Genomic DNA, 18,826 nt, shown 5'->3' on the forward strand with positions numbered 1-18,826 from the left:
CTTTGTGTCTTAACGAATCACTTCCGGCGCATCACCATCCAGCATGCGCCGGGCAATGATGACGCGCATGATCTCGTTCGTGCCTTCCAGAATTTGGTGCACACGGGCGTCGCGCACCAGTCGCTCCAGCGGGAAGTCGCGCAGATAGCCGTAGCCGCCGTGCAGCTGCAGTGCCTCGTTGCAGATGTTAAAGCCCGCGTCCGTGGCAAAGCGCTTGGCCATGGCGCAGTAGGTGGATGCATCGCGGGCGCCTGCGTCCAGTTTGCTTGCGGCCAGTCGCACCATTTGCCGTGCGGCGACCAGCTCGGTGGCCATGTCGGCCAGCTTGAACTGCAGGGCCTGAAAGCTGGCGATGGGTTTGCCGAACTGCTTGCGCTCTTGCATATAGCTTTGCGCTTGCGTCAGCGCTCCTTGCGCCGCACCGACGGAGCAGGTGGCGATGTTGATGCGCCCGCCATCCAGCCCCTTCATGGCGATCTTGAAGCCTTCGCCCTCGCGCCCCAGCAGGTGGTTGGCGGGGATGCGCACCTTGTCAAAGTTGATGACGCGCGTGGGCTGGCTGTTCCAGCCCATTTTTTCTTCTTTTTTGCCGTAGCTCACGCCCTCGGCGTTGGCAGGAACGACAAAGGCACTAATTCCTGAAGCGCCTGAATTTGCATCTCCTGTTCTGGCCATCAGCACCAGTACATCCGTAGCGCCAGCGCCGCTGATAAAGGCTTTGCTGCCGTTGATCACATAGTCGTTGCCGACCAACTCCGCACGGGTTTTGAGCGAGGCGGCGTCAGACCCTGCGCCGGGCTCGGTCAGGGCGTAGCTGGCGAGTTTTTGCCCGCTGGTCAGCGCCTCGCCCCATTCGCTGCGCACCGCGTCGGTCGCCCAGGTGCCCAGCATCCAGGTGGCCATGTTGTGGATGGTGATGAAGGCGGTGGTGGAGGGGTCGACGGCGGCCAGCTCTTCAAACACCAGCGTGGCATCGAGCCGGGGCAGGGCCAGGCCGCCGGCGTTTTCGGGGGCGTACAAGCCGCAAAAGCCCAGCTCACCGGCCTTGGCAATGGCTTCGCGGGGGAAGATTTTCTCCTGGTCCCACGCGGCGGCGTGGGGTGCCAGTTCTTCTTGGGCAAAAGCGCGGGCGGTGTCGGCAAAGGCGCGCTGATCTTCTGTCAGTTCAAAGTCCATGCTTGTCTCCTTTATTGTTCTGACTGGCCTCTAGTCTTGATGTATCAAGCGCTGTTAGCTATTGAGTTAATAGTCACAGCGGTGCCCCGTGGTGCAGCCACTGCTTGAGCACGCTGTCGCGGGCCTTGATCTGCTGGGTCAGGCAGGCGTGAAAGCGCTGCGGCCAGTCGGCCTGGGCTTCCTGGGCCGCGTGGGATTTTTTGCATTGCGCGTTGCGACTGCGGCTCCAGTCGCTTTGCTCCTTGCGCAAGGCAGGGCGCTCATGGGCCGACAAGGCGCGCATCACGTCGCCGTACAGAATCTGGTTGTCCGTATCGGCCTGCTGAAAATCCTTGATGGCGCAGGCGTTGGTTTGCTGCACGTTGCCGCCGGGCACGCAGTCGGAGCCGGCCTGAGCATGGGCGCTGGCGACAGTTGCTGCGAAAAACATAGCTATCAGCGCATGTTTATTCAGGGCTTGAAGGCGATTTGGCTTAAATTTCAGAGAGCGAGAAGTCATGCATCCATCATCGCAGCCTGAAGAGCGGGTGCGGTGCAAAAGCCGGTTGTGATGGCGGCGCTGAGATGCGTGTTGCGGATGGCAGTTCACGGCTTGGCCTGGGTCTGTGTTTGGATCAAAGGCCACCAGTCACTTTTGTAGACCTTCAGGCGTTCCAGCGTCATGCGGGTGTGGCAGACGACCTGGTCTTCCTGGGCGTGGACATAGCCGTTGAGCTGGCAGCTTTGCTCGCGCTGCGCCTGCCAGCGCTTTTGCTCGGCATGGAATTTTTGGGCCTGCTGCTCGGGCAGGCCCAGGGCGATGGATGTATAGAACACCTGCATGCTGCTTTCGATCATGGCGTTCTGTTTTTGCAGGCAGTCCAAGCTCGGTGCATCGTCCTTGGCGCAGAGCGGCTCGCTAGAGCCCTTCCAGCCTTGTATGGTCGAGCGCACGCTCTCGAGCAGTTCGGTGCGTTGCAGGGCCATCTGGCTGCGGCACAGCGCAGCATAGGCCAGGGCGTTGCTGTCGGATGCGGGTCTGTCCGTGGGCGTGCAGTCCTTGTCGCGGCGCTGTCGCCAGTCGCGCTGCTGGGTTTGCAACTGGCCGCTTTGTTTGGGCGGTAGTAGCTCGTTGAGCTTTTGGAGGCTGTGCTCCAGCGCGATGTCGACAAAAACGGTTTTTTCGTTCAGGCACTGCAGATTGGCTTGCCAGTTGGTGGCCGGATCGCAGGCTGAGCTGGCAGGTTGGGCTGTGGCCTCCTGCGCCATGACACTGATGGCATTCATTCCCCACAGCACTGCGGCAAGCACCCCGGTCAACAAGGGTCTGAAAAAAGGGCGCTGGCGCAGTGGCATGTCGGGTCTTGGTGGATTACTTCAGGCTGATGGTGGTGTTTACACCGTGGCTGGTGGTCGAATCATCGAACCAGCGGGCGGTCACGGTCTTGGTCTGGGTGTAGAACATGACGACTTGCTTGCCGTAAGGGCCCAGGTCACCCAGCTTGGACGCGCGGCTGCCGGTGAAGGAGAACAGGGGCACCGGCACAGGAATCGGCACATTGATGCCGATCTGGCCCACGTCGATCTCTTCCTGGAACTTGCGCGCGGCAGCGCCCGATTGCGTGAAGATGGCTGTGCCGTTGCCGTTGGGATTGGCGTTGATGAAGGCAATGGCTTCGTCAATGTCGGCGGCTTCGGCAATGCATAGCACGGGGCCAAAGATTTCCTGGTCATAGATGGACATGCCGGGCTTGACGCCGCTGAACACCGTGGGGCCAACAAAATTCCCCTTGTCGTAGCCAGACACCTGGGGCTTGCGGCCGTCCAACTCGAGTTTGGCGCCGTCGGCAATGCCACGCTCGATCAGGCTTTCCACGCGGGACAGGGCTTGGCAGCTGACCACAGGGCCCACATCGGTGCCGGCTTCGGTGCCGCCAGAGACTTTGAGCGTCTTGGCCTTGGCGACCAGCTCGGGAATCCACTTTTGCGCTTCACCCACCAGCACCACGACTGACAGCGCCATGCAGCGCTGGCCTGCAGCGCCAAAAGCGGCACCTGCCAGGGCGTTCAGCGACTGCTCCTTGTTGCAATCGGGCAGCACGATGGCGTGGTTCTTGGCGCCCATCATGCATTGCACGCGCTTGCCGTTGAGGCTGGCGCGGTTGTACACATGGGTGCCTACCTTGGTGGAGCCGACAAAGCTAATCGCCTTGATATCGGGGTGGTCGCAAATCGCATTCACCGCGTCTTCACCGCCGTGGATCACGTTCAGCACGCCAGGGGGCACGCCGGCTTCCAGGGCCAGTTCGCACAAGCGCATGGTGACCATGGGGTCTTGCTCGGAAGGCTTCAGAACGAAGGTGTTGCCGGTGGCAATCGCCATCGGGAACATCCACAGCGGAATCATGGCGGGGAAGTTGAACGGCGTGATGCCCGCGCACACGCCCAGCGGCTGGTTCAAAGTGTAGGTGTCGACTCCATTGGCCACGTTGTTGGCCAGCTCGCCCAGTTGCAGCGTGCCGATGTTGGCGGCATGTTCCACCACCTCCAGGCCACGGAAGACATCGCCTTCGGCGTCCGGCAGGGTCTTGCCTTGTTCGGCCGTCAGGATGGCGGCCAGCTCCTTCATGTTCTCGCGAATCAGCTGCTGCAGCTTCAAGAAAATGCGGGCACGGGTGCCGATGGGGGTTTTCTTCCAGGTCTTGAACGCTTCTTTGGCGTTGGCCACGGCGGCGTTGATTTCCTCGGGGGTGGCGAAAGGAACTCGGGCTAGCACTTCCTGCGTGGCAGGGTTGACCACATCGCGCCACTGGGTGGTTTGGGACTCGACCATCTGGCCGTTGATCAACAGTTTGACGGTAGGTGCCAATACCTTGGCGGATGTGGGTGCGTTCATCAGAGGTCTCCGTTGGTGAATTTGCACCCTATGGTATGTGTGCGTTTTTGATTGGGCAATAGATATATCTGCACATAGGGTGTGCAAATATGCACAATAAAGGCATTGCAATGCCAGTAAATGTGCTGAGGGTGTTGATACAAGGAGAGAGCCTTGGACTGGGACAATCTGCGTTTTTTCGGGGAACTAGCCCGCAGCGGCAGCATGGCTGGCGCGGCACGTAAGCTGGGGGTGGAGCACACCACGGTGTCGCGGCGCATTCAGGCGCTGGAAAAGCAATTGGGCGCGGTGCTGTTTGCCCGCGAAGCTGGGCAGTGGCGGCTGACGGAGGCTGGGCGGCAGTTGCTAGTGGTGAGCAGCACCATGCAAAGCGCAGTGAATGGTTTGGAGCACGGGCCATTGGCCAAAGTTGCTACCAGCGAAGGCCCGGCTGGCTTGGTGCGCGTGGGCGCTACGGAAGGGTTTGGCACGCAGATGCTGGCGTCTGAGTTGGCCAAGCTGACACTGCGCTACCCGCTGCTGAGCGTTGATTTGCTGGCGCTGCCGCGCATGCTGCACCTGTCTAGCCGCGAGGCGGATATCGTCATTTCGCTGGAGCGCCCCAAGCGCGGCACGGTGATCGTCACCAAACTGGCTGACTATCGCCTTTACCTCTATGGCCAGCGTGAATATCTGGCGCGCAAGCCCTTGGTAGCGCGCACCGAAGACCTGCGCCATCACAGCTTTGTGCACTATGTGGACGATTTGCTGTTCACCCGTGAGCTACAACTGCTAGATACCTTGCACCGACCTGAGCGGTTTGCGCTGCGCAGCACCAGCATTACCGCGCAATACGAGGCGGTGAGGGCCGGGGCTGGCCTAGCCGTGCTGCCAGCGTTTTTGGCTGATAAGGACCCGGTATTAAGCCGGGTGCTGCCTGATCAGGCCTGCTTTACCCGAACCTTTTGGATGAGTATGCCGGCGGAGTCTCGCCAAGTTCCGCGCATTGCTACGACTTGGACCTATCTGCGCGAAGCCGTGCATGCCATGCAGCCCTTACTATGCCCGTCCTAAGGCTTGGCTGTCGCCGCCGGCTGTAATCGTTTTTGCTTCAGTATTGATAGCTGTAAGTCTATGTCTTATATAGACATAAGAACGATTTCTTACGAAATTTATAGTTTGGCTTGCCCTACCATGAGCTTTTGTTGAATTCAAAGGACTGCCATGATCGTGACAACCACTCCCAATATTGAAGGCAAGCGTATCACCCGCTACTGCGGTGTGGTGGCGGGCGAGGCAATTTTGGGTGCCAATGTAGTCAAAGACTTCTTTGCCGGTATTCGCGACATCGTCGGCGGCCGTTCAGGTACCTATGAGCGAGAGCTACAAAAGGCCCGCGAAATTGCCCTCAAGGAACTGGAGCAGCGCGCGGCAGAAGCCGGGGCTAATGCGGTGGTCGGCGTGGATCTGGACTTTGAAGTGCTGGGGCAGGGCAATGGCATGCTGATGGTGTCAGCCAGCGGCACCGCCGTGGTGGTCGAATAAAAGCGGTAGACACTACCCTTGAAAGGTCGGCTTTCCCTTACCGTAATTTTTGTACGCCTGCCGCTTCGCTTCTAGGCTCAAAAGCAAACCTTTCGTTTGCTGGGTTGAGATAACGCTTCAAAGTCTTGGTGTTCTGCCTCATTGTGCAAATGCACATTTTTGAGCCACTTCAAAATTGAGTGCAAAAAGTCGTTGTACAATTCGATCCATCGTAGGGGAGTCGCCAAGTTGGTTAAGGCACCGGATTTTGATTCCGGCATGCGAAGGTTCGAGTCCTTCTTCCCCTGCCAGATATATTGAACCCTGATCATGAAAGTGATCAGGGTTTTTTGTTTGAGCAATTTTTTACTCAAACTCTAGGGTCTATTGAGAATTGATCGAAGATCGCGTTACGGCGACAAGGGGTTGGATGCAAGGCGCACGCCTGCAGCAAGGCTTATGCCTTGCAAAGGTGGGCAACGCCGCAGTCAGCCCCTTGCCTCCTTCGCGACTCCGAGAAAATCTCAACAGACCCTAAACTTCTCAAATTTGCGGCATTTCTGTCTCTAAGCACGAAAAGATTGGGCCGAATAAGGTATGGAATATCGACTCGACGAAACGGATCGTCAACTGCTGCGCTTGTTGCAGACTAATGCACGCGCCTCTACGGCGCATTTGGCCCGGCAGATGAACTTGGCGCGCACCACGGTGGTTGCGCGCATTGCGAAGCTCGAGCAAGAGGGCGTGATTGCCGGTTATGGCGTTCGCCTAGGCTCGCGAATGGAGCAATCTGCCGTGCGTGCTTATTGCGGTATTCGCGTGATGCCAAAAACTGCCACCTCGGTCATGCAGGCACTCAACCGCTTCACCGAAGTGGAAGAGGTTTCTGCCGTTAGCGGTCAGTACGACTACATGGTCTTTGTGCGCTGCGAAAGCAATGAAAAGCTCGATGCGCTGCTTGACCGTATTGGCTTGATTGATGGCATTCAGCAGACCTATACCTCGGTAGTGCTCAGCCGCAAGATTGATCGCCGCACCACGGCTGAAGTGGTGGGCGAGACGCCTGCTGCCTAAATCGTCGATAACGCGAGATAGGCGACAAGACTCAAACGCCCGGTATTTGCCGGGCGTTTTGCATGAGATGCTTATAAAAAAAGCAAGCCAAGGCTTGCTTTTAAATACGCAAATGAGCGCCGCTTAAAGCGCAGCGGTCAGTGACAAAACCTCAATGCGCGGCAACACGCCAAGTCGCACAGCAAAGCCCGCCCATAGCCCGGCGCCGCTGCTGACGAAGAGCTTCATCTTGCCAATCGTATATTCGCCGCGCACAAAGCCATTGTTAGCAGGGGCGACAAGCCATTCATCCATGCCTGTAATCAGGCCGCCATGGGTGTGGCCTGAGATTTGCAAGTTCACGCCCTTGCCTGCATTTTCACGGGCGAACTTGGGTTGATGCGCCAGCAAAATATGAAACTGTGCACCTGCTTTGCGTGCTTGTTGAGCCACGCTATCAATATCCGGCGGCACACCTTCGGCGACGTCTGGATTAGCGTTGTTACGCGATGTGCGGCCATAAACAGGGTCGCCAATGCCCGATAGTGCCAGTTTGCTGCCCTTGATATTGATGATTTGCGTGCGGTTTTCCAGCAGGTTCAAGCCCAGTTGGCGAAACTCCTTCATCCAGCTGTTGTAGCCGCTGTAATACTCATGATTGCCAGGTGCTGCCCACACGCCGTAGCGGGCGCTGAGTCCGGCAAGTGGTGCGACATTGGCGCGGCCAGTTGCCACATCTCCATCCACGATATCGCCTGGCAGAACAATCAGGTCAGGCATGGTGTCCATGGTGCGTTGCACGATGGTTTTGACGTAGCGGGCGTCGTTAATGGGGCTGGCATGAATATCAGCCACCACCGCAATGCGCAGGCCTTCAAGTGCTGGAGGTAAATTTTGAACTGCCAGCGTTTGCTCAAAAACGCGGGGCGGCTGCAAGGCGTTAAAAACGCCAATGGCGCTAAACCCTGCAGATACGAGCAGCGCCCCGAAGGTGATAGCAGGAAGATGCAAGATCTGCGCAAAGCTTTGACGTCCAGTGAGCGCGGCCATAAGCCAAAGCAAATCACGCAGCACTACAAACACCGCCAGCATCAGCAAGGTGGCCAAAATCCAGCCGCCGGGCACTTGCAACTGTGCAATCACAGGGTAGGGCAAGGCATTGGTTTGAACTGCATGCAGCAGTAATGCCGGAAAAATACCAAAAGCAGTGGTGAGCAGCGCTGCCAGCAAACGAGCCAAGCGGGAGGTGCCAGTGTGACTAGAAACAGGCCACCAAATCCAAAGAGCCAAAAGAGGAATAACGAAAGATGCAGTCGAAACCATGAGCAAGAGACAATTGAAACTGCCGCTAGGATAGCAAGCGATGGCTTCGCAGGAGCGAGTAGGCTTTTGCAAAAAGCGAGAGACGGATCACGACTTGTGATCAGTAGCCAGGCTTTGCTCAGCGTTGCTTGAACGCCGCGTGGTAAATGCAAGGAGTTGGGTGCATTGCGCACCCAACTTGGTCTGAAGAGAGGGAAAATTACAGTGGTTTTTTGTACCGTAAGTGAAACTTCATTTGCACAAGGTATTCACTGCGTCTACGACTGCGTTATGGATTCCCTACCACTGCACCTTGACGCCCAGCGACGCTTGCAAGCCGCTCTTGAGTCGGCTGTCCCCACCGATTGCCCACATTTTCCCTAGCTCGCCATAAAGACTAGTGCGTTGGCTAATCTGTAGGCTGGCGCCGGCTGCCACCTCAGTGGCGGTGTAGCCGCCTTGGGCTTTGATGTCGGTGATGGCTGCAGGAGTGATGAAGCTTGCTACGTCCGTTGTGTTGCTTGTGCGCAAGATGTTGATGCGGCCGTAGGGCTGCAGAACACCTGCACTTGTGGTGAAGTTACCCTTGATGCGCGCACCCAAGCGCAGGGTCCAGTCGGCGTCGGCCTTGGTTTTAACGGTGGCAAGACTGAGGGCAGTGTCGTCGATGCTCAGCTTGCGGTAAATCAGCTGGGCTTGCGGCTCAATCTGCCACTGGCTGTTGAGTGCAAAAGGCTGACCCACTTCTAGAGATGCAAGCCAGCCGCTGCCCTTAGTTCGGGCTTGCGTGGTGTTGCCTGTGGTGTGTAAATCGCTGCGATAGTCTGCAGCTTGCAGAACTGCATCTGCGTAGAGGCCGCTATCGCCCTGCCAAGTGGCATAAACACCCAAATAGCGGCTGCGCAGTTTGTTAAAGCCCACTTGTTTGTCTTGCACGCCGCTGGCAAAACCACGCACGCTCATATCACCTTCTAACTGGCCAACATACAGGCCAGCTTTGATATTTTTGTCCGCATACAAGTCAATACCCGCCTGAAACCCCGTCATGTGACCGCTGCTTTCCGGGTTTACCGTGCCTTGCTGACGAATGGTGGGGTCTGTGCGCAAGATGCGTCCCCAGGCGCGGCGGTTGCTTGAGAGATCTTGAGTGGGTGAGGCTCCATCTCCCATGCGTTTGTGCATATCGCCCAGCATGGCCATATCTGCTTGGCGCATCTGTGCAGGCAGTGCGGACAGCAGGGGTACTTCGGCGCGATAGGCTGGAGAGGGCTGCGGAGCCGGAGCCGGAGCCGGAGCCGGAGCCGGAGCCGGAGCCGGAGCCGGAGATGGAGATGGAGATGGAGATGGAGATGGCGGTGGCGGTGGCGGTGGCAGTGGCAGTGGCGCTGCACTTGAATGCAGGGCCGCACTTTGAGCGTTTTGCACCAAGCGATATTCAAATGCGCCGGCATCAACATGCTCGCCTGCCAGCGTAAAGCTGCCTGGCTGCAGGATGGCACCATTTTCTGTGCCAACAACCTCAATGCCTGTGCCTTGCGTTTGTGCGCCCAAGCCGCCGGCGTTGGTGACTTGCAGCGCTGTGTTTCCGCTGGCTACAGCGCCTGCACCGCTGAGCAACAACTTGTCGCTGGAGCTGCCGTCAGTACCAAGTACGGTTGAGATGCCAACTACGCCGTTATTGCCGGTATAAGGGCCTGTTACCTTGAGAGCCGTACCCGGTGAGCCTGCGCTGAGTTGGACTGTGCCGCTGTTGTTGAGTCCCGCCACTGTCTGATTGTGTCCAGCCAGATTCATTACCGCGCCTGCTGCGACATTGTGCGCAGACCCACTACTGAAGACATTGGCAGCACCCGCTTGCAATGTGCCTTGAGCAATATCGGTGGTGCCGGTATAGGTGTTGATACCGCTCAAAGTCAGTGTGCCGGCGCCTTGCTTAATCAAGTTGCCGCTGCCGTTGATACTGCCGGCAAAGCTGGAGTTGCTGGCCTGATTTGCTGTCAGCGTCTGTGCATTCAGTTCAATGGCTCCGCCAGTACCTGCTAAGTTAGAGGTCTGCAAATCCCAGTCACCCAGATCCAATGTGCCGCCGTTGATCGTATAGCTTGTGTTTTGCGGTAAGCCAGTGGCACTGCCCGCGATCAATGCACCGGCTTGCACGGTAGTCCCGCCGGTATAGCTGCTGGTTCCGGCCAATGTCAGCTTGCCAGTGCCCATTTTTTGCAGAGATGCACCTGTGCCGCCAGAAATACCACCATCTTGCAGGTTGCCGCTGAACAAGGTGTCAATATTGCCGCCGCCCACTGCAAGGACGTGATTGCCTAGCATGACGGTGCTTTGGCCGCGTAGGCTGCCCAAAATAAATGGAGCTGCACTTTGAACTGCGCTGATGTCGAAAGTGCCGGCTGCCCCTTCCCAACTCCATTGATTATTACCCTGCGTTGCACCTTTGAGCGTCATCATGGAGGTGGCGCTTTCCATGTACATAGGAAGAATATTGGCTGAACTTCCTGTGCCGGTAATGCTCGCGTCGGTCAGCGTGACGGTGCCCATATTGTTGTAAATGGCGCGACCATTGGTGTCAATATTGAGCTGACCGGAGACATTGACAGCTCCGGCTCCCTCAGTGTATGGATAAAGCAAGATGGCTGATGTGTTGCCAAGATTCGATGGGGTGAGATCGGTGCGATGCGCTGAAATGCTGTTGTTGCCGCTTAGCGTGGCGGTGCCGCCTTTTTCTCCGGCTTGCGCTGTGCCATAGCGCACCATCAAACCTATTGCAGCGCCACCAGTGGCGGTGACGTTGATGGTGGAATCCTTGATATCAGTATGCGAGCTGATGAGGCTGTCCACACCGACTGCCGTGGCCGTGGGATTGTTGACGTTGATGTTCACTCGCTCAAGAGTTGCTTGAGAGCCCCATTGAGTGAATACACCCGTCGTCAAAGCGTTGATGGCCGTATCTCTAACAGTCACTGCGCTTTTTTGGTTGGTGTTGATCCCCTTATTACCAGCCACGGTGGAGTTGGTCAGCAGTATTTGGTTTTGCCCGATGCTGTAAATCGAATAAAAACCTGCAGCATTGGGGTCGCTCATGCTGGCCTGAATATTTGCCTTGTCGATAAGCACACTGCTTGGGCCGTTTGCACTATTGTTGGCGGTCAAAATACCGACATTGTTTGTGGTGGTGCCAATGAGGTTCAGGTTACCAACCACCGCCAACTGGGAGCTGGTAGCAGCGCTTATATTGCCGGTGAGGGTGAGTGAGGAGCCAGCATCAGCAACAGCACCGTTGCTGGCGCTGTTTAGTGTGATGCTGCCTGCCCAAGTGTTGTTGCCAAAGGCAGAGTTGAGCTGGCCATTGCTTTGGAGCGTTAGGGCTCGGTTGAAACTAGAGCCTTGCGATCCGCTCAGGCCCAGCTTCAAAGTCCCTGTGTTGGCTGTTATTGCGCTGCCAGCCTGACCTAAAGCGCTGTCTTGAGCTGCCTGAAAAGCGCCTGCATTAATAAAGGTGCCCGCGCTGTGAGTGTTGTTGCCGCTAAGGATGACGGTGCCCGCACCAGACTTGGTGAGCGAGCCTGTGCCAGTGATGTCGCCAGACTGCGTGGCCGCTCCGCTGCTAATACTCAAAGTCAGATTATTCGCCGGCGTTGTTGCGTAGCTGGTGGAGGATATTTGTTGGTCAGTGAGATTGATCGTGGTGTCTGCATGGGCCACATTAGCGGCTAACAGGGCTGTTGCGATAAGAACCACTGTAGTTTTTGCTTTACCTGAGCCGCTATGGCGTGCGGTTTCTGGTGCGGCGACCCATGTACCTATTGAGGCGTTCCAGATGGATTGGTAGGTTTTATTCATGAGCCCTCGTGCGTTAACAGTTAAAACATGATTGAAATAATTCATCTGAATTTATTTCAAATAGTTTTTTTGAATGAAGGAGCGGTTCTCATCGACTTGTCAGTCGCCATGTTCAATAGACGTAAAAAAGCCCGGCGAACCGGGCTTTTTTAGAGGCTGGGCTGAAAAGTCAGGCCATGAATAAGTAGTGATCGACCAACAAAGCCAGAAACAGCAGGCTGAGGTGAATCAGCGAAAAGCGGAAGGTGCGGCGCGAGAGCTCATCAGAGTAGTTGCGGTACAGCGCCACGGCGTAGCCAATAAAGCCAGCGCCCAAAACGACGGCGGCAAACAGGTACAGCCAACTGCTCATACCGTAGATAAAGGGCAGCAAGCCCGCCGCAAACAGCACCACGGTGTACAGCAAGATCTGCAGGCGCGTGTATTCGCTGCCATGGGTGACGGGCAGCATGGGTAGGCCCGACTGGCGGTAATCTTCCACGCGGTACAGGGCTAGCGCCCAGAAGTGCGGTGGCGTCCACAGGAAGATGATGAGGAACAAAATCAGCGCTTCAGGGCCGACATTGTTGGTCATCGCAGCCCAGCCCAGCACGGGTGGCATAGCGCCAGATGCGCCGCCAATCACAATGTTTTGGGGCGTGGCGGGCTTGAGCAGCACGGTGTAGATCACGGCGTAACCGACAAAGGTGGCCAGCGTCAGCCACATGGTTAGCGCGTTACTCCAAATCCAAAGAACGGTTGAGCCGCAAATGCACAGGACGGCCGAGAAGGCCAGCGCCTGCTGGCTGGACAACTCGCCTCGCGCTGTGGGGCGCCAAGCGGTGCGCTTCATCTTGGCGTCAATATGGCGCTCTACCAAACAATTGAAAGCGGCCGCTGCAGCAGCGACCAGCCAGATGCCGATGCAGGCCACACCCATGTGTACCCACTGGTCAACGGTGGGCCAGCCGGGAACGGCCAGCACCATGCCAATCAGGGCGCAAAAAACAATCAGTTGCACCACGCGCGGCTTGGTCAGCGCGTAGAACTGGCTGACTTTTGATGTGTTGTCTAACAAGGCTTCACTTTGACTCATGCAATTACTCTTTGTGCGCTTGCCTCAGGCGGGTCGGCGCTTCACTTCGGGGCGGGCGGCGGTGGCATCAGTGCGCGTCGCAGCCAGACTCCAGACCAAAATTGTTACCAGCGCTGCGGCTCCACCAGTGTGGAGTACGGCTGCAACCAAGGGCCAGTCCAACACCACGTTGGAAAGACCCGTCAAAACTTGTAGCACCGCAAAAAAGCCCAGCCAGCGAGCTTGCTTGGCCAGAGCCGGAGTGCGGCGCAGTTGCCACCACAGGCCAGCCAATGCCGCGACGACGACATAGGCGGCAAGGCGATGGGTGTAGTGAATGGCGGTGAGTGCTTCAAAACTAATACTGCTGCCATCTTTGAGCAAGCCCAGTGGGCGCCAGATTTGCAGCGCCTGCGCAAAATCCATAGCCGGCCACCAGCTGCCTTGGCAGTTGGGGAAGGTGGTGCAGGCGAGCACAGCGTAATTGGTGCTGACCCAGCCGCCCAAGCTCACTTGTATGATGAGCAAAGCCAAGCACAGCCACAGAGCAGTGCGCAGGCATTGGGAGATCACTGCCGGCACTTGATTGGCTTGCTTCATGCTTAAGGCTGAAGCAGGAATTGCCAGCAAGGCCAGCAAAGCCGTTCCGCCCAATAAGTGCAAGGTGACAATGGCCGGAAACAGCTTCATGGTTACCGTCAACGCGCCAAAAGCGCCTTGAATGCAGACCCAAACCAACGTCACCGTAGGCCACCAAGGGTTGAGTGCACCGCTTGCCAGCTCTGGCTGACCTGAACGGCGTGCGGCGCGGGCTTGCTTCCACGACATCACCGTCATGGCAATAATGAGCACGCCCACGGTGCTTGCCAAATAGCGGTGAATCATTTCCACCCACGCTTTGCTGTGGGTGACGGGGCCGGTAGGCATGGCGGCTTGCGCCTCAGAAATTTGTGCGTGTGCAGCCAAAGGGCTTGAGCTGCCGTAGCAGCCAGGCCAGTCTGGGCAACCCAGGCCAGAGTCTGTTAGGCGCGTAAAGGCACCAAACAGCACCAAATCAAATGTCAGAAATAGCGTGAGTACACAAAGCGCCTTCAAACGCTTGCTAGGGCCTGTGCCGCGATTGCGCCACCACACCCAGCACAGAGGGCCAAGCGCCAAAACCAGACCAAAGGCCATGAGCTCTAAGGCTGGCGCCATGTCATACAGCTGCTGCTCAGTCATGCGCACCCCTCGACGTCAGCGCATGGATAACGCGTGAAGCTGCGAGTGGGCAGATCGAAATGGCAAAAGCAGATCAGCATGGTGGAGCAGGCGTGGGCTAAAGCTTTGTGGTGTTTTCAGAAAGTTGTGAAGAACCAAGCCAAGCTTTGCATGAGGAAAACTTGCATGACTTGGCGCAGAGCCTGACGCACTACGGAGTGGCGTGTTTCTAGATAACAGGATTTGTCACTGAATGCAGGCTCTTTGATCCTCGGCAATTTTACCCGCGTGATTTGTGGCAATGCAGCATACCTTTCAGTGCCCTTAATAAAACCGCGGAACGCAAGTCGTTCAAGTCATGTTTGCGTCAACTGTGAATGGCGATCGAAGAATCATTGAGTACGCGAGTAAGATGGCTTAAACCCCATACGAATAAAGCGCTTCTAGCTATCAATTTTATGAGCATTCCTTCATCCCCTGCTTTTGCCGCTTTGCATAGCCTGAGCAACCTGCCGCGTTCTCCACTAGGGATGACGCCTACACCACTGAGCTTGTTGGCGCGGGTGACTGCACTTTGCGGAGGGCCTCAAATCTGGATCAAGCGCGACGATTGCACTGGCCTAGCCACAGGTGGCAACAAAACGCGCAAGCTGGAGTTTTTGCTGGGACAGGCGCGTGCTATGGGCTGCGACACTTTAATTAGCCAAGGGGCGCTTCAATCCAACCATGCGCGGCAGGTGGCTGCGGCGGGGGCTGTGGCGGGCATGAAGGTGCATCTGGTGCTCAGCGATGCCGTGCCGGACAGGTCGGCTAATTACGCCAAGGTAGGCAATATTCAGCTGTGCCGCCTGCTGGGCGCGCAGGTGCAGTGCATTGTGGGTGATGCGAATGCCGATGAGGTTTGTGCAGCGCTGGCACAGCAATTGCGGCGCGATGGCTCACGGCCTTATGTGATTCCAATGGGCGGCTCAAACGGCATGGGGGCGCTGGGTTATGCCGCCGCCTTTGCCGAGTTGGCCCAGCAAATGCAGCAATTGAACGCACCGTTAGATGCTGTGGTTTTGGCTTCAGGCAGCGGCGGCACGCAAGCTGGCCTGATGCTGGGCGGATGGCTGCAAGGCTGGCAAGGCCGCATTCATGGCGTGAGCGTAGGTCCGACAAAAGAAGTGCTCAGCGCCAGAGTCAACTACGCGCTGGTCGACGCTTGTGAACTGTTGGGCTTGCCCGCTGATGCTGCTGCTTCGGTAGAACTCATCACCGAGATGGGCTTTAAAGGCCCGCACTATGGCGTGCCTGATGCGGCGACGTTCAAGGCGCTGGAGTTGGCGGCTCGCGAGGAGGGTATTTTGCTAGACCCCGTTTACAGCGCCAAAGGCTTTGCCGGTTTGCTGCAGGCCTGCGCAACGGGCGGCGCGCTGCACGGTTTGAGCAACGTGGTGTTTTTGCATACCGGGGGTGTTGCTGCCATGTCCGCCTACCCAGAAGCGGGTGAGGTGCTCTGAAAAAGAGAGCGGCAAGGTGATGGCAAGGCGATGACATGTAGCTGGCATGGCGCTGGTAATAGTCATTGCGTCCAGCTTTCGCGTCGTTTCGGTGGTATGTGCTGCGTAATTTGCATAGGAATAAGCGATCTATAAAAACGCTTCGCCATGCGTCTATAGTGGATTGCGTTCGAACAAATTTTGTCAATGGCGACGGTAGTTAACAGAAGTCAAGGAGTACAGGGATATGAAGCGACGTTTTTGGATGGCCACCATGGCTACTTTGGTCATGGCAAGCGGTATGGCTCAGGCCGACCAGGTCGATGACATCAAGAAAAAGGGTGAGCTGGTCGTGGGCGTGCTGGGTACTGATGAACCCATGAGCTTTATTGACCCCAAGACCCGCGAGCTGATTGGTTACGACGTGGACTTGGGCAAGGCTGTGGCCGCCAAGCTGGGCGTGAAAGCCGTGTTCAAGCAAATCACGCTGGCCGCGCGCATTCCTGAACTGCAGCAAGGTCACATCGATTTGCTGGCCGCATCTCTCACGCACAACAAAGAGCGCGAAGCGCAAATCGACTTCTCGCTGACCACTTATGTGACTGGCACCAAGGTGCTGGTGCGCACCAATAGCGGCATCAACGATGTGCCTGACTTGGCTGGCAAGCGCGTGGCTACGGCCAAGGGCAGCTCCATGGAAGTGAACATCAAAAAGGCCGTGCCTACCGTTCAGGTCATCAGCTTTGATACATCGCCCCAAGCCTTTGTCGCGCTGCAGCAAGGCAAGGCCGTGGGCTTTGTCAACGAAGACATGAGCCTGGTGCGCGCCATGAATCAGCTGGGCGACAAGCGCAGCGACTACAAGATGCTGCCAACGAACTTGGCGCTGGAGCCTTTGGCTTTGGGCATCAAAAAGGGTGAAGCCAACTTGAAGAAGGTGGTGGATGATTCCCTGCGCGAGCTGGAAGCCAGTGGCAAGGCCGAAGCCCTGTATGAAAACTGGTTTGGCCAAAAGAGCGCGCTGAAGATGCCTAAGCGCGAGTTCAAGCTCAACAGCGACAAGATTGATTAAGCCGCAAGGCACACATTTGAACAGCGCGCCCTTTGCGGGCGCGTTTTTGGTTCAGAGCGGGGTTTATGACGACTTTCGATATTCAGATGCTGCTGACAGGCCAGTACCACGACATGATGGTCGCGGGGCTGAAGATGTCGCTGCAATATTTATTCTTCAGCTTTTGCATTGCGCTGCCGCTGGGGCTTGTGATTGCGCTGTGCAGACTTTCCCCTTTCAAATGGCTCAACGCCATTGGCGCCACTTATGTGGAAGTGATTCGCAGCATTCCGCTGCTGGCGCACATGTTGGTCTGGTACTTTGGCGTGCCAGAGTTGCTGCCAGAGTCTTGGAAGCTGGCGCTGTACGAAGGCCCGGTGGAGTCCATCTGCGCCGTGATTGCGCTGGGCGTTTACACCGCAGCCTATATGGCTGAGGACATTCGCAGTGGCATTCGCGCCGTACCCACCGTACAAATGGAAGCATCGCGCGCGCTGGGGCTGAGCTATATGCAAACCATGGGCACGGTAATCCTGCCCCAGGCTTTGCGCATGACGGTGCCGCCATTGATCTCGCAGACTTTGAACCTGTGGAAGGGCACGTCGATTGCCACCGTGATTGGTGCCACCGAAATGATGTACCAAGCCGGGCAGATTGAAAGCCAGTCTTTTAGAAGTTTTGAAGTCTTCGCCTTTGCCAGCGTTGCCTATCTGGGCGTGTCGCTCATCATCACGCTGCTGGCGAGCTGGTTTCAGCACCGCTATCCCGTGCGGACCATGTAAGGGAAGACGCAGATGCTGGAATTGATTCAAGAATATTGGTTGTACTTTTTGGTGGGGCAGTACCCCAATGGGCCGCTGGGTGGCTTGGCGCTGACTTTGATTTTGGCCAGCTTGGGCCTGATTTTGTCGCTGCCGCTGGGGCTGGTATTTGGCCTGATGCGCGTCTCGCCTTACCGCTGGGTGCGCTGGCCGATTACGGCGCTGGTCTATGTGGTGCGCGGCACGCCGCTGCTAATGGTGGTGTTTTGGGCTTACTTCTTTTTACCCACCATCACGGGCGTCAAGACCAATCAGTTTTGGACCATGTTGATTGCGCTGGTCATCTTTGATGCCGCATATCTGGCCGAAATTGTGCGCGCGGGAATTTTGGGCTTGCCCAAGGGGCAGATGGAGTGCGGCCGAGCGCTGGGCCTGTCGTACCTGACGACGATGGCCACGGTGGTGCTGCCGCAGGCGCTGCGCAACTCTTTGCCATCGCTGGTGAACCAGTTCATCTCGACCATCAAAGAGACTTCGCTGGGCTACATCATCGGTCTGGCCGAGATTAGTTATATCGCCTCGCAAATCAACGCGCAGGTGATGACCAAGGGCGCGCAGGTGTTTGGCCTGCTGGCGCTGACGTATTTTATTTTGTGTTTTGGCCTGTCCCGTGTGGCTTACGCGCTGGAGCGACGCTTGGTGCGTCAAGGACTTGGTAAATCAAAGGCCGTGACAAAGGCTGTGAAGGTATCTGCATGATTGAGTTGCGCAATGTGAACAAGTGGTATGGCGACTACCACGCGCTGGTGGAAGTCAATGAAACTATTCCTACTGGAGAAGTCGTCGTGGTCTGCGGCCCATCGGGCTCGGGCAAATCTACGCTGATTCGAACCATCAACCGCTTGGAAGAAATTCAGTCCGGCCAAATTTTGCTGGACGGCAGCGATGTGCATGCCAAGGGGCAGGACTTGAACCAGCTGCGCGCTGGCATTGGCTTTGTGTTTCAGCAGTTCAATCTTTTCCCGCATCTGACGGTGCTGGAAAACTGCACGCTGGCCGCAGTCAAGCTCAAAAAACTCACCGCCATTGAGGCACAAGAGCGCGCCATGGCGCTGCTCGAGCGGGTGGGGCTGGCGCACAAAGCGCAGGCCATTCCCGGCCAACTCTCCGGCGGTCAGCAGCAGCGCGTGGCGATTGCGCGTGCTTTAACGCTGGCGCCCCCCATCATCTTGTTTGACGAGCCCACCAGCGCGCTAGACCCTGAAATGGTGGGCGAGGTGCTGCTCGTGATGCGTGACTTGGCCAAAGATGGCATGACCATGGTTTGCGTGACCCACGAAATGGGCTTTGCCCGCGAAGTGGCCGACCGCGTGATCTTTATGGACCAAGGCAAGGTGCTGGAGCGGGCCAAACCTGCTGACTTTTTTGGCAACCCGCAGCATCCGCGCACGCAGAAGTTTCTGTCCGATATCCGCTCGCCGTTTTAAGAGCGCGGGGTTGACACTACAGTCAACCCCA

16 protein-coding genes and 1 tRNA gene are annotated in these 18,826 nt (G+C 57.0%); 9 read left to right on the forward strand and 8 right to left on the reverse strand.

Annotated elements, in window-relative coordinates; translation table 11 throughout:
* Positions 1-9 precede the first annotated feature (9 nt).
* The 4 genes from KUF54_RS06845 to KUF54_RS06860 form a co-directional block, all read right to left on the reverse strand.
* Positions 10-1,176 carry an acyl-CoA dehydrogenase family protein gene (locus tag KUF54_RS06845; protein WP_219345894.1) on the reverse strand — a complete coding sequence of 389 codons (1,167 nt, stop codon included), beginning with the start codon at positions 1,174-1,176 and terminating at the stop codon, positions 10-12.
* Between the two features lie 73 nt (positions 1,177-1,249).
* Positions 1,250-1,606 carry a lysozyme inhibitor LprI family protein gene (locus tag KUF54_RS06850; protein WP_255576351.1) on the reverse strand — a complete coding sequence of 119 codons (357 nt, stop codon included), beginning with the start codon at positions 1,604-1,606 and terminating at the stop codon, positions 1,250-1,252.
* A gap of 155 nt (positions 1,607-1,761) precedes the next feature.
* Positions 1,762-2,511 carry a lysozyme inhibitor LprI family protein gene (locus KUF54_RS06855; protein ID WP_219345896.1) on the reverse strand — a complete coding sequence of 250 codons (750 nt, stop codon included), beginning with the start codon at positions 2,509-2,511 and terminating at the stop codon, positions 1,762-1,764.
* A 16-nt stretch (positions 2,512-2,527) separates the two neighbouring features.
* A complete protein-coding gene (locus tag KUF54_RS06860; RefSeq protein WP_219345897.1) occupies positions 2,528-4,051 on the reverse strand; it encodes a CoA-acylating methylmalonate-semialdehyde dehydrogenase in 1,524 nt (507 codons plus the stop codon).
* A gap of 153 nt (positions 4,052-4,204) precedes the next feature.
* Here KUF54_RS06860 and KUF54_RS06865 point away from each other — a divergent pair, with 153 nt between their 5' ends.
* The 4 genes from KUF54_RS06865 to KUF54_RS06880 all read left to right on the forward strand — a co-directional run bounded on the left by KUF54_RS06865 (position 4,205) and on the right by KUF54_RS06880 (position 6,628).
* A complete protein-coding gene (locus KUF54_RS06865; protein WP_219345898.1) occupies positions 4,205-5,104 on the forward strand; it encodes a LysR family transcriptional regulator in 900 nt (299 codons plus the stop codon).
* Between the two features lie 150 nt (positions 5,105-5,254).
* Positions 5,255-5,575, forward strand: a complete 321-nt coding sequence (locus KUF54_RS06870) for a heavy metal-binding domain-containing protein (RefSeq protein WP_219345899.1) — start codon at positions 5,255-5,257, stop codon at positions 5,573-5,575.
* Between the two features lie 213 nt (positions 5,576-5,788).
* Positions 5,789-5,865, forward strand: a tRNA-Gln gene (locus KUF54_RS06875).
* Positions 5,866-6,151: 286 nt separating this feature from the next.
* Positions 6,152-6,628 (forward strand): Lrp/AsnC family transcriptional regulator, encoded by a 477-nt coding sequence (locus KUF54_RS06880; protein ID WP_219345900.1) that lies wholly within the window; start codon positions 6,152-6,154, stop codon positions 6,626-6,628.
* A gap of 123 nt (positions 6,629-6,751) precedes the next feature.
* Here KUF54_RS06880 and KUF54_RS06885 read toward each other — a convergent pair whose 3' ends face one another.
* The 4 genes from KUF54_RS06885 to KUF54_RS06900 form a co-directional block, all read right to left on the reverse strand.
* Entirely contained in the window at positions 6,752-7,930 is a 1,179-nt protein-coding gene (locus tag KUF54_RS06885) for a metallophosphoesterase (protein ID WP_219345901.1), read from the reverse strand.
* Positions 7,931-8,209: 279 nt separating this feature from the next.
* Positions 8,210-11,761 carry an autotransporter outer membrane beta-barrel domain-containing protein gene (locus KUF54_RS06890; RefSeq protein WP_219345902.1) on the reverse strand — a complete coding sequence of 1,184 codons (3,552 nt, stop codon included), beginning with the start codon at positions 11,759-11,761 and terminating at the stop codon, positions 8,210-8,212.
* 169 nt (positions 11,762-11,930) lie between these two features.
* Complete coding sequence (gene cyoE / locus KUF54_RS06895) at positions 11,931-12,836, reverse strand: heme o synthase (RefSeq protein ID WP_219345903.1); 906 nt, start codon at positions 12,834-12,836, stop codon at positions 11,931-11,933.
* 24 nt (positions 12,837-12,860) lie between these two features.
* The gene (locus KUF54_RS06900) at positions 12,861-14,036 is read right to left on the reverse strand and encodes a heme A synthase (protein WP_219345904.1); all 1,176 of its coding nucleotides are present in this window, start codon (positions 14,034-14,036) and stop codon (positions 12,861-12,863) included.
* Between the two features lie 437 nt (positions 14,037-14,473).
* On the opposite strand from KUF54_RS06900, the gene KUF54_RS06905 reads away from it, so the two are divergent.
* The 5 genes from KUF54_RS06905 (at position 14,474) to KUF54_RS06925 (ending at position 18,795) form a co-directional block, all read left to right on the forward strand.
* The gene (locus KUF54_RS06905) at positions 14,474-15,517 is read left to right on the forward strand and encodes a D-cysteine desulfhydrase family protein (protein WP_219345905.1); all 1,044 of its coding nucleotides are present in this window, start codon (positions 14,474-14,476) and stop codon (positions 15,515-15,517) included.
* A gap of 226 nt (positions 15,518-15,743) precedes the next feature.
* Positions 15,744-16,568 carry an ABC transporter substrate-binding protein gene (locus KUF54_RS06910; RefSeq protein WP_219345906.1) on the forward strand — a complete coding sequence of 275 codons (825 nt, stop codon included), beginning with the start codon at positions 15,744-15,746 and terminating at the stop codon, positions 16,566-16,568.
* A gap of 65 nt (positions 16,569-16,633) precedes the next feature.
* The gene (locus KUF54_RS06915; RefSeq protein ID WP_219345907.1) at positions 16,634-17,329 is read left to right on the forward strand and encodes an amino acid ABC transporter permease; all 696 of its coding nucleotides are present in this window, start codon (positions 16,634-16,636) and stop codon (positions 17,327-17,329) included.
* A gap of 12 nt (positions 17,330-17,341) precedes the next feature.
* Positions 17,342-18,067 carry an amino acid ABC transporter permease gene (locus KUF54_RS06920; protein ID WP_219345908.1) on the forward strand — a complete coding sequence of 242 codons (726 nt, stop codon included), beginning with the start codon at positions 17,342-17,344 and terminating at the stop codon, positions 18,065-18,067.
* Positions 18,064-18,795, forward strand: a complete 732-nt coding sequence (locus KUF54_RS06925) for an amino acid ABC transporter ATP-binding protein (protein ID WP_219345909.1) — start codon at positions 18,064-18,066, stop codon at positions 18,793-18,795. Before KUF54_RS06920 ends, KUF54_RS06925 begins: the two co-directional genes overlap by 4 nt.
* Positions 18,796-18,826 lie beyond the last annotated feature (31 nt).

The organism is Comamonas sp. Y33R10-2, from assembly GCF_019355935.1.
GTDB lineage: Bacteria > Pseudomonadota > Gammaproteobacteria > Burkholderiales > Burkholderiaceae_C > Comamonas.

What these genes read in the sequence shown, in the direction of transcription:
- KUF54_RS06905 (WP_219345905.1), top strand. Translation starts at nt 14,474, where the DNA reads ATGAGCATTCCTTCATCCCCTGCTTTTGCCGCTTTGCATAGCCTGAGC.
- KUF54_RS06855 (WP_219345896.1), bottom strand. Translation starts at nt 2,511, where the DNA reads ATGCCACTGCGCCAGCGCCCTTTTTTCAGACCCTTGTTGACCGGGGTG.
- KUF54_RS06845 (WP_219345894.1), bottom strand. Translation starts at nt 1,176, where the DNA reads ATGGACTTTGAACTGACAGAAGATCAGCGCGCCTTTGCCGACACCGCC.
- KUF54_RS06900 (WP_219345904.1), bottom strand. Translation starts at nt 14,036, where the DNA reads ATGACTGAGCAGCAGCTGTATGACATGGCGCCAGCCTTAGAGCTCATG.
- KUF54_RS06915 (WP_219345907.1), top strand. Translation starts at nt 16,634, where the DNA reads ATGACGACTTTCGATATTCAGATGCTGCTGACAGGCCAGTACCACGAC.
- KUF54_RS06890 (WP_219345902.1), bottom strand. Translation starts at nt 11,761, where the DNA reads ATGAATAAAACCTACCAATCCATCTGGAACGCCTCAATAGGTACATGG.
- KUF54_RS06920 (WP_219345908.1), top strand. Translation starts at nt 17,342, where the DNA reads ATGCTGGAATTGATTCAAGAATATTGGTTGTACTTTTTGGTGGGGCAG.
- KUF54_RS06910 (WP_219345906.1), top strand. Translation starts at nt 15,744, where the DNA reads ATGAAGCGACGTTTTTGGATGGCCACCATGGCTACTTTGGTCATGGCA.
- KUF54_RS06860 (WP_219345897.1), bottom strand. Translation starts at nt 4,051, where the DNA reads ATGAACGCACCCACATCCGCCAAGGTATTGGCACCTACCGTCAAACTG.
- KUF54_RS06850 (WP_255576351.1), bottom strand. Translation starts at nt 1,606, where the DNA reads ATGTTTTTCGCAGCAACTGTCGCCAGCGCCCATGCTCAGGCCGGCTCC.
- KUF54_RS06870 (WP_219345899.1), top strand. Translation starts at nt 5,255, where the DNA reads ATGATCGTGACAACCACTCCCAATATTGAAGGCAAGCGTATCACCCGC.
- KUF54_RS06880 (WP_219345900.1), top strand. Translation starts at nt 6,152, where the DNA reads ATGGAATATCGACTCGACGAAACGGATCGTCAACTGCTGCGCTTGTTG.
- cyoE (WP_219345903.1), bottom strand. Translation starts at nt 12,836, where the DNA reads ATGAGTCAAAGTGAAGCCTTGTTAGACAACACATCAAAAGTCAGCCAG.
- KUF54_RS06925 (WP_219345909.1), top strand. Translation starts at nt 18,064, where the DNA reads ATGATTGAGTTGCGCAATGTGAACAAGTGGTATGGCGACTACCACGCG.
- KUF54_RS06885 (WP_219345901.1), bottom strand. Translation starts at nt 7,930, where the DNA reads ATGGTTTCGACTGCATCTTTCGTTATTCCTCTTTTGGCTCTTTGGATT.